Genomic DNA, 13,447 nt, shown 5'->3' with positions numbered 1-13,447 from the left:
CGGCTGAGTAAATCAGTCCAGGGCCGCCCGCAGCGCCGCCCGCACGGCCGCGATCAGCGGGTGGTGCTCCCGGCCCCGCCGCACCGCGGTGAAGACGCGCCGGGTCGGCGCCTCGCCCGCCACCGGCACGCCCCCGGCCGCCGCCGTCCGCGGGATCAGCGCGACCCCGGCCCCGGCGGCGACCAGCGCCGCCTCGGCCGCGAAGTCGTCGGAGGTGTGCGTGATCCGCGGCGCGAACCCGGCGTGCTCGCAGGCCAGCAGCACCACGTCCCGGCACGGGTTCCCGGCCGATGGCGCCACCCAGTCGTCGTCGGCCAGGTCGATCAGCGGCACCGGCCCGCCTGCCAGCCGGTGCCCGGGCGGCAGCACGGCGTCGAAGGGCTCGGCGTAGAGGCGTTCGCGGACGATGCGGCTGTCGTCGGCGGGGGCGCGGTACTCCTCGGTGACCGCGATGTCGATCGCGCCGTCGAGCACCATCGGCAGGCTCTCCTGGCCCTCGGCGTCGCACACCACCACGCCGATGCCGGGCGCCCGCTCCCGCAGGAGCCCGACCGCGGGCGCCACGACCTGCACGATCGCCGAGGCGAAGGCCGCCACCCGCACCTTCCCGGCGCGGCCGCCCGCGTGCTCGGCCAGCCGCGCCTCGGCCCGGTCCAGCTCGGCGAGCACGGCGTTGGCGTGCTCGACCAGCAGCTCCCCCGCAGCCGTCAGCCACACCCGCCTGCCCTTGCGCCGCAGCAGCTCCTGCCCTGCCTCGGCCTCCAGCGCCGCCAGCTGCTGCGACACCGCGGAGGGCGTCAGGTGCAGCGCCTTCCCGGCGGCGGTCACGGTGCCGTGGTCGGCCAGTGCCCGCAGCACGCGCAGCCTGCGCGGGTCGATGGACATGCGGGGCAAACTAGCCCAGCTTCTCCCTGGCGGCGATGAAGGCGTCGACCGCGCGGTTGACGTCCTCGGTGGAGTGGGCGGCCGACATCTGGGTGCGGATGCGGGCCTTGCCGTGCGGGACGACCGGGTAGGAGAAGCCGATGACGTAGACGCCCTGCTCCAGCAGCAGGTCGGCGAGCCGGGCGGCGCGGGCGGCGTCGCCGATCATGACCGGGATGATCGGGTGCTCGCCGGGGAGCAGGTCGAAGCCCGCCTCGGTCATCCGGGAGCGGAACAGCTCGGCGTTGGCGCGCAGCTTGGTCAGCAGTTCGGCCGAGGAGTCCAGCAGGTCCAGGCAGGCCAGGCTGGCCGCGGTGATGGCCGGGGCCAGGGAGTTGGAGAACAGGTACGGCCGCGAGCGCTGCCGCAGGACCTCCACGATCTCCGCCCGGGCGGCGACGTAGCCGCCGCTCGCGCCGCCGAGCGCCTTGCCGAGGGTGCCGGTGTAGATGTCCACCCGGTCGCCGACGCCGAAGTGCTCGGGCGTGCCGCGCCCGGTCGGGCCCATGAAGCCGACCGCGTGCGAGTCGTCGACCATGACCAGGGCGTCGTAGCGCTCGGCGAGGTCGCAGATCTCGTCCAGCGGGGCGAGGTAGCCGTCCATCGAGAACACCCCGTCGGTGGCGATCAGCCGGTAGCGGGCGTCGGCCGCCTCCTTCAGGCGCGCTTCGAGGTCGGCCATGTCCCGGTTGCGGTAGCGCAGCCTGCGGGCCTTGGACAGCCGGATCCCGTCGATGATCGATGCGTGGTTCAGCTCGTCGGAGATGACCGCGTCCTGGTCGGTCAGCAGGGTCTCGAAGAGGCCGCCGTTGGCGTCGAAGCAGGAGCTGTAGAGGATCGTGTCGTCGGTGCCCAGGAACTCCGAGATGCGCGCCTCCAGCCGCTTGTGCGGGGCCTGGGTACCGCAGATGAAGCGCACCGACGCCATGCCGAAGCCCCACTCGTCCAGCGCGCCCTTGGCGGCCTCGATGAGCGCCGGGTGGTCGGCGAGGCCGAGGTAGTTGTTCGCGCAGAAGTTGAGCACCGGCTCCGCGCCGCCGACGGTCACCGCGGCGCGCTGCGGGCTGGTGATCACCCGCTCGGACTTGTAGAGGCCCGCGTCCCGGATCTCGTCGAGGGTGGTGCGGAGGTTCTCGCGCATCGCGCCGAACATTCAGCTCTCCCAATCCATGATGACCTTGCCGCTGTGCCCGCCGCGGGCGGTGTCGAACGCGGCGGCGTGCTCGGTGAAGTGGTAGCGGTGGGTGATGACGGGGGTGAGGTCCAGACCGGCCTGGAGCAGCACGGACATGGCGTACCAGGTCTCGAACATCTCCCGGCCGTAGATGCCCTTGATGGTCAGCATCTTGAGCACGACGGTGCTGAAGTCCACGGCGATCTCGCGCGCGGGCAGCCCGAGCATGGCGATGCGGCCGCCGTGGGTCATGTTGGCGATCATCTCGCGCAGCGCCGAGGGCTGCCCGCTCATCTCCATGCCCACGTCGAAGCCCTCGGCCATCTCCAGCCGGTCGTAGACGTCGGCGATCGCCGAGCGGCTGACGTCCAGGGCCACGTCCACGCCCAGCTTGGCGGCCAGCGCCAGGCGCGGCTCGCTGACGTCGGTGACCACCACGTGCCGCGCCCCGGCGTGCTTGGCCACCGCGGCGGCCATGAGCCCGATCGGGCCCGCGCCGGTGATGAGCACGTCCTCGCCGAGCACCGGGAAGGACAGCGCGGTGTGCACGGCGTTGCCGAACGGGTCGAAGATCGCGGCGACGTCGAGGTCGACGGCGTGGTTGTGCACCCAGGCGTTCTGCTCGGGCAGCACGACGTACTCGGCGAACGCGCCGTCGACGTGCACGCCGAGGCCGGTGGTGTTGGCGCACAGGTGGCGGCGCCCGGCCCGGCAGTTGCGGCAGGTCCCGCAGACCAGGTGCCCCTCGCCGCTGACCAGGTCGCCGGGCTTGACCCTGGTCACCGCGGCCCCGACCTCGACCACCTCGCCGACGAACTCGTGCCCGACCACCAGCGGCGCGGTGATGGTGCGCGCCGCCCACTCGTCCCAGGCGTCGATGTGCAGGTCGGTGCCGCAGATGCCGGTGCGCTTGACGCGCAGCAGCACGTCGCCGGGTCCGGGCTCGGGGTCCGGCACGTCGGCCAGTTCGAGGCCGGGGCCGGGGGCGGGCTTGACCAGAGCCTTCACGGTGTCCTCCACGGGTGTCCTTCCCCGCGGAGTGTGGACCCCCACCGCTGTGCGGTCCATCTGGAGTTTCTGCAGTGCTTGTTCAGCGCTCCTGCACAGGCGGCACGACCAGGCGCACGGTGCCGGTGTCGAGGTCGACCTCGGTGCGCGGCGGCCCGCCGTCGCCGACCTCGTCGCGCATCATCAGCGAGTGCTGCTTGCGGTCCTCGTCAACGCGCCTGCTGGCCTGCAGCACCCCCGCGAAGTCCTCCAGCGCCGCCGCGGACACCGGCATCCCGGCCCGGCGCCGCCGCCACGGCAGCGCCTTCCCGAACGCCTCGACCGAGACGATGACGACGAGCAGGACGACCACACCCGGGATCGTCAACCCCAGCAGCAAGCCCATACCCCGGTCAACGGCGCGGCCGGGCCCCCGGTTCCCGGGCTAGCTGTCCCAGCTGACCTTCCACGGCTTGCGGACCACCATGTTGCCGATCCGCACGTACTTGGGCCTGCGCAGCGTCAGCGACCCCGCCGTCACCGAGCCCGTCACGATGAAGCGGGGCGTGCCCGTGCCCGCCGAGGTCTTGTTCGTGACGCTGCCCGCGATCACGTTCACGTCGTCGGCCGCGACCGCGGCGCCGTCGGGGATGAGCAGCTCGACCGAGCCGCCCGCCAGGTCGACCTCGATGCGCACCTCCGGGTGGGAGATCACCGCGTCGGTGAAGTCCAGCTCGGTGGAGCCCATGCGGTTGTAGATGCGCATCGAGCGCGGGACCACCCAGCGGCCGTCGCGCTTGGTGGACGACATCGTGTTGCGGAACTCCACCGGCTTGGTCGACACCGGACCGGAGTCCGTGTGCTGGATGCCCGGCAGGTCCACCAGCACCGAGTTCAGCTCCCCGCGCGTGCGCGAGGCGAGCGCGGTGTCGGTGCGGCGGGTGAACTCGTCCAGGTCCAGCAGGCCGCGCCCGATCGCCTTCTGCAGCAGGGAAACCACGTGCTCCCGCTCGGCGTCGGAGACCCGCAGGTCACGCGGGTTGATGGGGTGCATGGGTCCACATTACTGATCCAGGCCGTGCTCAATGGCGTATCGCGCCAGTTCAACGCGGTTGTGGAGCTGGAGCTTGCGCAGCGTCGACTGGACGTGGTTCTCCACCGTCCGGTGCGACAGCACCAGCCGCTCGGCGATCTTGCGGGCGGTCAGGCCCTTGGCGACCAGCCGCAGGACCTCCGTCTCGCGCTCGGTCAGCCGCGGGGAGCCGTCGCCCGCGGCCATCCGGCGGTACTCGCCCAGCACCAGCCCCGCCAGGCCGGGGGTGAACACCGCGTCGCCCGCCGCGGTCCGGCGCACGGCCTCCACCAGCTCCTCCGCCGACGCCGACTTCACCAGGTAGCCCGACGCGCCCGCCTTCACCGCCTCCAGCACGTCGCTGTGCTCGCCGCTGGCCGACAGCACCAGCACCCGCACCTGCGGCGACTCGGTGATCCGGGCGATGGCGGGCACCCCCGACTCCCCCGCCAGGTTCAGGTCCATCAGCACCACCTGCGGCAGCACGGTCGCCGCGATGCGCACCGCGGAGGCGGCGTCGTGGGCGGTGGCGCGCACGTCGAAGCCGCGTTCAACCAGGTCGCGGGCCACGCCGTCGCGCCACATCGGGTGGTCGTCGACGACCATGACCGTGATGCTCACCCGCTGCCCCGCTTCCCGTCCCGGCGCGGCACCCGCACCTCCCACTCGGTTCCTTCGTCCGGCGCGGTGTCCAGTGTGACGGTTCCGCCCAGATCGGACACCCGCCCCCGGATCGAGCGCGCGACCCCCATCCGCCCCTGCGCGGCGGCCTCGGCCAAGCGCTCGGCCGGGATGCCCGTCCCGTCGTCGCGGATGCTGAGCACCACCTCGTCGCCCAGGTCCTCCAGCAGCACCCACGCCCGCGCGCCCGCGCCCGCGTGCCGCTCGACGTTGGCCAGCGCCTCGCGCACCAGGTCGCTCAGCTCGGCGGCGACCTCGCCTGCCAGCACCACCGGCGTCGCGGGCACCGACACCTGCACCCGGTCGGTCGCCAGGACCTGGAGCCTGCCGCGCAGGTCGACCTCCTCGGCGCCGGAGTCCAGCGGCGCCGCCGACACCAGCGCCCGCAGCGCCACCTCCTGCCGGGTCGCCAGCTCGGCCAGCTCGGCGGCCTCCCCGCCCAGCTCCCGGCCCCGCTTGCCGACCCGGGCCAGCACCTGCAGCACGCCGTCGTGGATCGATCGGGCCAGGCGCTCGCGCTCGGCCGTGGCCGCCTCCACCCGCAGCGCCCGCTCCAGCCGCTGCGCCGAGCGGCGCGAGGTCGTGGCCGTAAGGCCCAGCACGAAGCCGACGCCGACCAGCAGCACCATGTCGCGCGTGAGATCGGTGTCGACGTAGCCGCGGATGCCGTAGTTGAGCAGGCCGACCACCGCGCCGAACGCGGTCCCGCCGACCGTGCCGCCCTGGACCGCGCCGACCGCGACCACGGCGGTGACCCACACCGTGGTCACCAGCGGCACAACCTCCACGCGCAGCTGGTGCTCGGTCAGCACCAGCGGCGAGAGCGCCATGATCCCGCAGCACACCGCCAGGTCCAGCCCGGCGAACCAGGCCGAGCGGGGCGAGCGCAGGTAGTACCACGACGTGACCGCCGTCCAGACCGCCATCAGCCCGATCGAGACCCAGGCCAGCGCCGTGTTCGCGTACTCGCCGCGGTGGTCGGCCACCACGCCCGCGGCGAAGACCAGCGTGATGACCCGCAGCAGGACCGCCGCCCGCCAGAGCGGGGCCGCCGGGTCCTTGCGGCTCACCGCGCCGAGCCGCCCTCCGCGCCCGGCACGGAGCCGCTGTCGTCGAGCACCTCGACGGCCTCGGGGTCGGCCTCGTCGTGGGCCAGCAGCGACCGGATGCCCGCGTTGAGCACCGCGAGCAGCGGCACCGACAGCAGCGCGCCCGCGATGCCCGCGGCGATGAGGCCGACCGCGATGGCCAGCACGACCGCCAGCGGGTGCAGCTTCACCGCCCGGCCCAGCAGCCACGGCTGGAGCACGTGGCTCTCGATCTGCATGACGCCGACCACGATCGCCAGCACGATCAGCGCGGCCACGAACCCGTGGGTCACCAGCGCGACCAGGACCGCGACGGTGCCCGCGAGCAGCGCGCCGACGATCGGGATGAACGCGGTGAGGAACACCAGCGCGGCCAGCGGCACGAACAGCGGCACGTCCATGATCCACAGGCCGATGCCGATGCCCACCGCGTCGAAGACCGCCACCGCCGCCGTCGCGCGCACGTAGCTGACCAGCGAGGAGAACCCGCGCCGCCCGGCCACGTCCACCCGGTCGCGCACCTGCACCGGCACGCCGCGCACCGCGAAGCGCCAGATGCCCTCGCCGTCGTAGAGGAAGAAGATCAGCACGAAGACAGTCAGCAGCAGGCCGGTCAGGATCTCGCCGATGGTGGCCGCGGTCGTGATCGCCCCGGAGGTGATCTCCGACTGGTTGGCCTTGATCGTGTCGATGATGGTCGAGATGTAGCCCTGGACCTGGTCGTCGCGCAGGTGCAATGGGCCGTGCTCAAGCCAGTTGCCGATCTGGGTCAGGCTGTCGTTGACCTGCCGCTGCAGGTCGGGCAGGCCCCGGGTGAACTCGCTGATCACGAACGTCAGCACGCCGCCGACGACGGCGATGCCGCCGACCAGCACGATCGCCGTGGCCAGCCCGCGCGGCACCCGGTACTCCACCAGCTTGGCCACGCCCGGGGCCATCAGCGCGGCCAGCAGCACGGCGATGCCGATCGGGATGACCACGTGGGCGAAGAAGCCCAGCAGCCAGATCACCACGTACAGCGCCCCGATGACCACCAGGAAGCGCCAGGACAGCGCGGCGCCCACCCGCAGGCCCTGCGGGACGAGCGGGGTGACGTCGGCCAGGGGCGCCTTGATGACGCGGTTGCGCTTCATCGCTGCTCTTCAATCATCGCGGACACCGTATCTGCCGAATCACCTCGGACGCGATGAATTCTCTGATCTCATGGACCCGTGTCCGAGTTCGTGTCGTACGTGCCCCTGCGCGACCTCACCGGGACCGAGCGCGAGGTGCTCGACGCCTTCGGCACCGGCTTCCGGCTCGACCTCGGCGGCAGGCGCGTGCGCGGGCAGGTGCTGGCCGGGATGCTCACCGGGGCCTACCCGCTGGGCGAGGGCGCGATGCCCGCCCTGCGCCTCGACGACGCCCGGATCACCGGCCGCTTCGACCTCGAAGGCCGCACCGTCGACGCGGTGATCACGCTGCGCGCCTGCGTCTTCGAGCGCACCCCCGCGCTGCGCATGGCGCGGCTGGTCTCCCTGCACCTGCGCGGCTGCACCGCCCCCGGCCTGCGCGCCCGCAACCTGCGCGTGGCCAACGACCTCGTCCTGGCCGACGGCTTCACCTGCCGGGGCGCGCTCGACCTGACCGACGCCACGGTCGACGGCTCGCTGCGCATGATCGGCGCGACCGTGCGCCACCCCGGCGCGGCCGCGCTGCTCGGCGCGCGGCTGCGGGTCGCCGGGTCGATCCAGGCCAGCTCGCTGCGCGCCGAGGGCGAGGTCCGGCTGCGCGGGGCGCACATCGGCGGCAGCGTGCACCTCACCGGGGCGCGGCTGGTCAACCCCGACGGCGACGCGCTGGAGGCGTCCGGGCTGCTGGTCGAGGGCAACCTCTTCTGCGACAGCACCGCCCGCACCCACTTCGACGCATCGGGCGTGGTGCGGCTGACCAACGCGCGCATCGGCGGCGACGCGGTCTTCTCCGGCGCGCAGCTGCACGACGGCGCCCCCGACGAGGCCGTCCTGGTGCTGCCGCGCGGCCAGGCCGCCGACCACACCGTCCTCGACGGCGACCGGCTGCGCGTGGAGGGCGACGTCAAGCTCGACGCCGGGTTCACCGCCCGCGGCTCGGTCGCGGTGCGCGGGGCGCGCATCGGCGGGCACCTGCTGCTCTCCGGCGCCCACATCGGCGACCCCGCGGTCGTCCCCGGCCTGTCGGCGGCCTTCCGGGCCGGGCGCGCGGTCGACCGGGTGCCGGTCGCGCTGCTGGCCGACGGCGTGGAGGTCGGCGGGGACGTCGACGCCCGCGGCGGCGACTGGCTCTCCCGCGGCACCGACGGCGACCCGCACCGCGCGTTGCGCGCCTACGGCCAGGTGCGCCTGGTGGACGCGACCGTGCACGGCAGCGCCAGCTTCTCCCGCGCGCGGCTGTACGGGCCCGCGATCGACGCTTTCTTCGCCGACCGGCTCACCGTCGGCGGGACGCTGTTCCTGCGCAAGGTCCGGGTGAGCGGGTCGGTGCGGCTGCAGAACGCGACGATCGGGTCCAGTGTGGACTGCTCGGGCGCGCGGCTGCACAAGCCGCGGCTGCGGCCCAACGGCACCGTCAAGCCGTCGCTGGACGCGCGCGTGGCCACCATCGGCAAGGATCTGCTGTGCAGCCGGGGGTTCCAGGCCGTCGGCGGGGTGCGGGTGCTGCTGGTCGAGGTCGGCAAGATGGCCAGCTTCCGCGGGGCGCGGCTGGGCGGGCGCACCCACCCCGACGACCCGGTCACCGACCGCGCGATGTCCGCCTACGGCCTGACCGCCCACCAGCTCGTGCTCGTCTTCCCCGAGCACTGCCCGCCGCGCGGCTCGGTGATCCTCACCCGCGCCAAGGTCGTGTCGGTGACCGACGGCCCGGCGCTGTGGGCCGCGCGCGGCGGCGTCGACATCGAGGACTTCACCTACGAGGCCATCGCCGCGCAGCCGGATGTCCCGGTGCGCACGCGGCTGCGCTGGCTGCGGGCCGTGCAGCCGGATTTCGCGCCGGGGCCGTACGAGCAGCTCGCCGCGGTGTACGCCGACGGCGGCGACGAGGAGCTGGCGCAGAAGGTCCTGCTGGAGCGGCAGCGCCGCCGCTACGCCGAGCTGCACCTCGCCGGGCGGATCTGGGGCGGGCTGCAGCACGTCACCGTCGGCTTCGGGTACCGGCCGTGGCTGGCGATGCTGTGGCTGCTGCTGTTCTGGCTGGTGGGCACGTTCTGGTTCTCCTTCAACGTGATGGAGCGCCTGGACTCCGACCAGAACCCGGTGTGGAACCCGCCGCTGCTGGCCACCGACCTGCTGCTGCCCATCATCGATCTGGGGCAGGACAACAAGTGGCGCATGGTCGGGGCCTCGCAGTGGGTCTCCGGCGGGCTGATCGCCGCGGGCTGGATCCTGGCCACGACCGCGGCCGCGGGCGCGACCCGGGTGCTCAAGCGGAACTGAACCGCCCACCTGCGGCGTGCGCGGACGGTGATCTGTGGAAACACGCTGCGTTGCTCACACGATCAGGTGGGCATTCCCGATCACACGTGCATAACGGCCCGCGGTGGTGAAATGGTCTGCCCTGCACGGCGTTTCCGCCGAGCGACGATGGCCGACAATCGCGGAGGAATTCCCATCGTGGACCCAGTGCGCACCGGACGGACCGCCGCCAGGCGGCTGTTCGCCCGCGCGCTGCTCGTCCTCGGCGGGGCCGCGGCGGCCTGGGCGCTCGGCACGGCCACCGCGGCCGCCGACACCGGTGCGGACCTCGTCCCCGACCTCGGCGCGATCGTCGAGTCCGCGGCGGACCCCGCCGCGGGCGCCGACCTCGTCGAGCGCGCGCTGACGGCGCTGCCCGTCCAGGACGGCGCCAAGGTCGCCGTCGAGCAGGTCGACGAGGTCGGCGCGACGGTCGCCGAGCACTTCGGCCACGCCAAGCCTGGGCAGCCGGTCGAGGACCTGCTGCCCGATCTCCCCGCTCTCTCCCCGCTGCCCGACCCCGGCGCGGCGGACGGCCCCCTCGCCGTCGCGCCGGAACCCGGGCGGCCGCTCGCCGTGCCCGCTGCCGCAGCGCAGCGGCACGGCGAGTCCGGCGCGCGCGCGGCGGTGGCCGCGGCCGCCGAGCCCGCCCCCGCCCCCCGGCGGGAGCAGTCGGCCGCCCCCTCGGCCCAGACCGGCACGCCCGACACCGACACCCCCGCGACGCCGCTGTCCCTGCCCGCCCCCGCCCAGTCCGGGCACCCCGGGGCCGCCGGCACTGGTGACACCCCGCAGTCCGGCCTGCTGTCGACGGCGCCCCTGGCCACCGAGCCCGCCCTCGCGCACACCGCGAACGCCGCGCGGGCCAGCGTGCCCGCCGCCGTCGCTGCGCAGCCCGGCGTCACCCCCGACTGATCCCGGCGCGGCCCCGGCAGGCGCACCCGCCCGCCACGAGGCCGCGCGACTCCCGGCGGGCGCATTTCCGCAATCCCCCCGTTCCGGGCGCGAATGGCGGACCCCTCCTCCCCGGAATGGCGTCCGCACCGCCCCAATACCGCGAACTCGCGGAAACCGATGAAGGAGAACACCAGAATGCAGACCTGGGCGAAGCGCGGGATACAGACCGTGCTGGTCACGGGTGGCGTCTTGATGCTGGGCACCGGCATCGCGGCAGCCGACGACACCATCGACCCGGACGCGCCGCCGTCGGCGCTGGACGCGACGGTCAAGGTGCCGGTCCGCATCGACCGCAACGCCATCGGCACGCCGGTGGGCAGCAGGTACCTGCCGTCGGTGCAGCGCGACATCACCGTGGCTCCCGGCACGGCGGCCAAGAAGCTCCCCGGCGCGCGGCACGCCCGCGACGTCGACGACCTGTTCAAGGACAACCAGGCGGTGGGCACCCTCGTCGTGCCCGCCAAGGCGACCGGCAACGCCGTCGCCCTCGGCGGCGACGTGAGCGTGGCCGACGACTCCACCCAGCACGCCGAGCACCACCAGGACGTGCACGCCGACGGCGCCGACGAGACCCTCGCGGGCAACGTCGTGCGGCTGGCCTACAGCCTGCCCATCGATGTCAGCGGCAACGCCGTGGCCGTGGCCGACGACGCCGAGGTGACCAGCACCAGCAGGCAGACCGCGATCAACGAGGGCGACGTCACCACCGCGGGCGACGACGGGGTCTTCTCCGGCAACGTCTTCGCCGCGCACGGCGCGACCCCGGTGCAGGCCACCGGCAACGCCGCGTCGCTGGGCGGCACCGCGAGCAGCACCGCGGCGTCCGACTCCGCGGCCACCGCAGGCGGTGCCATCAAGACCAGCGGCGTGGACAGCGTCGCTGGCGGCGACGCGGGTGGCATCCCGGTCGCCGTGCCGGTGCGGGCGTCGGGCAACACCATCACCAAGTTCGGCATCGCCGAATCGGCCTCGACGGCCAGCAGCAGCGCGCACGCGGGCGACGAGAAGCCCGACCTGTTCCGCGTCCCGACCTACATCCAGACCGACGGCAACGAGGGCGCCACCGGGTCCGGCAACGGCGTGCAGGCCCCGGTCTCCGGGCCGGTCGCGCTGGACTGCAACGGCCTCGGCGAATTGGGCAACACCGACGCCCAGTGCCAGACCGGCAGCACCACCTCCGCAGGCGGCGGCACCCGCACCTTCGGCGACAACTCGGTGGCCTCCGGCATCGCCGGGACCGCCCCGGTCGTGCTCCCGGTGCAGGGGCAGGGCAACTGCGGCGCGCTGGCGGGCAACTGCGACACCGCGGGCGAGAACGTGACCGCCTCGGAAGCGGGCGGCGACACCTACACCCGCGGCCACGACAGCGTCCTGGGCGGCTCCAGCCTGAGCGCGCCCGTGGCCGGGCCGGTCGACCTGTGCGGCAACGTCGCGGGCGCGGGCGGCCTCGCCGCGGCCGGGTGCGGCAACACCTCCACCACCAAGGCGGGCGGCAACACCGGGACCACCGGCGACGACTCGGTCTTCGGCGGCACCAACGGCTCGGTGCCGGTCGCGTTCCCCGTCGAGGGCCTGGGCAACGTCGCGGGCGCGGTGGGCGACGGCGAGACCAGCGTGCGCGAGGACAAGGTCGCCACCGCAGGCGGCGGCAACAACACCAACGACGAGGCCGCAACCGGTGGCGCCAACCTGGTCACCGTCCCGGTCGCCGGGCCGGTGCAGGCGTTCGGCAACGGCGCGGGGGTCGGCGGCAACACGGAGTCGCAGTTGGACGGTCAGACCGATGTCACGGCAGGCGGCCCGTCGCGGGCCAAGGGCACGCTGGGGACGCTCTCGGGCAACATCGCCCAGGCCCCGGTGACCATGCCCGCGCAGGCGTTCGGCTCCGGCGCGACGCTGGGCGGCAACGGCAGGCACGTGGCGAGCAACGCCACCTCGTCGACCTCCGGCGGGCACGCGGTGACCGACGGCGATGACGGCAACATCTCCGGCAACCTGATCAGCACCCCGGTCGCGGGCGGCATGCAGACCTTCGGCGTCGCAGGCGCGGTCGCGGGCGACGAGAAGGCCGTGGGGGCCAACGAGCTCGGCACGACCGCGGGGGGCAACGGCGCCACCAACGGCGCGAACGGCAACATCGCGGGCAACATCGTCGGCGTGGACGGCATGCCGGTCGTGCAGGCGTTCGGCGACGGCGTGGCCGTGGCGGCAGCGGACGCGACGGGCCTGGGCGCCAACCGCACCCAAGGCCAGTCCGGCGGCCACACCACCACCAGCGGCCAGGGCGGCCACCTGGCGGGCAACGCCGTCGGCGTCCCCGCGGCGACGCTGCTGCAACCGCACGGCAGCGCGCTCGGCGCGGGCGCGGCCGACGGCTCGGGCGCCTCCGACAACGTCACCACCGGCGCCGCGGGCGCGGGCTCGCACACCGACGGCGACACCGCGGACCTCTCCGGCCACAACGCCCGCCTCCCGGTCAACACCGAGGCGCCGGTCTTCGACGTGCCGGTGGAGGTGCTCGCCGACGCGATCGCCGACGGCAAGCAGAACACCGACGTCACCGCCGGTGAGAAGGAGCCGATGGGCATCACCCTGCCCAAGACCGGCACGCTGGAGGCGACCAAGACGCCGCCGATGCCGAACCTCTCGGCCCTGCCCTACCCCGGCGGCCACCGCATGTCCCGCTTCGCCCAGCCCGACCCGCTGAGCACCCTCCTGGGCGCCGACCTCGCGGGCAGCCTGGACGACCTGACGGCCCTGTTCAACCCGGGCCCGGCCCGGGCCAACCCCCCGGCCCCCCAGGACCCGCTGGCCGACCTGCTCGGCGGGCAGGACCCGCTGTCGGCCCTGCTCGGCGGCATCCTCGGCGGCCAGGACCCGGTGAGCGGCCTGCTCGGCGCGCAGAACCCGGTGGGTGGCTTGCTCGGTGGTCAGGACCCGGTGAGCGGGCTGACTGGCGGGCAGGACCCCGTGGGTGGCTTGCTGGGCGGTCAGGACCCGGTGAGCGGCTTGACTGGCGGGCAGAGCCCGGTGGGTGGCTTGCTGGGCGGTCAGGACCCGGTGAGCGGCTTGACTGGCGGGCAGAGCCCGGTGG

Annotated in this window: 11 protein-coding genes; 3 read left to right on the top strand and 8 right to left on the bottom strand. The window is 74.0% G+C overall.

The window, feature by feature from the left end; genetic code table 11:
* Positions 1-12: 12 nt before the first annotated feature.
* The 8 genes from ACWEPX_RS08825 to ACWEPX_RS08790 all read right to left on the bottom strand — a co-directional run bounded on the left by ACWEPX_RS08825 (position 13) and on the right by ACWEPX_RS08790 (position 7,059).
* Positions 13-885, bottom strand: a complete 873-nt coding sequence (locus ACWEPX_RS08825) for a LysR family transcriptional regulator (protein WP_451896507.1) — start codon at positions 883-885, stop codon at positions 13-15.
* A 10-nt stretch (positions 886-895) separates the two neighbouring features.
* A complete protein-coding gene (locus ACWEPX_RS08820) occupies positions 896-2,077 on the bottom strand; it encodes a glycine C-acetyltransferase (protein ID WP_451896506.1) in 1,182 nt (393 codons plus the stop codon).
* Positions 2,078-3,106, bottom strand: a complete 1,029-nt coding sequence (tdh, locus tag ACWEPX_RS08815) for an L-threonine 3-dehydrogenase (RefSeq protein ID WP_451896540.1) — start codon at positions 3,104-3,106, stop codon at positions 2,078-2,080.
* A gap of 82 nt (positions 3,107-3,188) precedes the next feature.
* Positions 3,189-3,491: a DUF6191 domain-containing protein gene (locus ACWEPX_RS08810; protein ID WP_451896505.1), complete on the bottom strand. Its 303-nt coding sequence runs from the start codon at positions 3,489-3,491 to the stop codon at positions 3,189-3,191.
* 39 nt (positions 3,492-3,530) lie between these two features.
* Entirely contained in the window at positions 3,531-4,139 is a 609-nt protein-coding gene (locus ACWEPX_RS08805; RefSeq protein ID WP_451896504.1) for a DUF1707 SHOCT-like domain-containing protein, read from the bottom strand.
* Positions 4,140-4,148: 9 nt separating this feature from the next.
* Positions 4,149-4,763 carry a response regulator gene (locus ACWEPX_RS08800; protein WP_451896539.1) on the bottom strand — a complete coding sequence of 205 codons (615 nt, stop codon included), beginning with the start codon at positions 4,761-4,763 and terminating at the stop codon, positions 4,149-4,151.
* A gap of 11 nt (positions 4,764-4,774) precedes the next feature.
* On the bottom strand, positions 4,775-5,908 hold the full coding sequence (gene macS / locus ACWEPX_RS08795; protein WP_451896503.1) for a MacS family sensor histidine kinase: 1,134 nt from the start codon (positions 5,906-5,908) through the stop codon (positions 4,775-4,777).
* Entirely contained in the window at positions 5,905-7,059 is a 1,155-nt protein-coding gene (locus tag ACWEPX_RS08790; protein WP_451896502.1) for an AI-2E family transporter, read from the bottom strand. Before ACWEPX_RS08790 ends, macS begins: the two co-directional genes overlap by 4 nt.
* A gap of 78 nt (positions 7,060-7,137) precedes the next feature.
* Between ACWEPX_RS08790 and ACWEPX_RS08785 the strand changes: the two genes are divergently transcribed.
* The 3 genes from ACWEPX_RS08785 to ACWEPX_RS08775 all read left to right on the top strand — a co-directional run.
* The gene (locus tag ACWEPX_RS08785) at positions 7,138-9,378 is read left to right on the top strand and encodes a hypothetical protein (protein WP_451896501.1); all 2,241 of its coding nucleotides are present in this window, start codon (positions 7,138-7,140) and stop codon (positions 9,376-9,378) included.
* 186 nt (positions 9,379-9,564) lie between these two features.
* Positions 9,565-10,311 carry a hypothetical protein gene (locus tag ACWEPX_RS08780; RefSeq protein WP_451896500.1) on the top strand — a complete coding sequence of 249 codons (747 nt, stop codon included), beginning with the start codon at positions 9,565-9,567 and terminating at the stop codon, positions 10,309-10,311.
* Positions 10,312-10,488: 177 nt separating this feature from the next.
* Positions 10,489-13,447 (top strand): beta strand repeat-containing protein (locus ACWEPX_RS08775; protein ID WP_451896499.1); only part of this gene is annotated, 2,959 nt, incomplete at its 3' end.

Source organism: Actinokineospora sp. NPDC004072, from assembly GCF_053604195.1.
The sequence above is the reverse complement of the archived record's forward strand: the minus strand, read 5'-3'. Positions and strand labels throughout refer to the sequence as shown.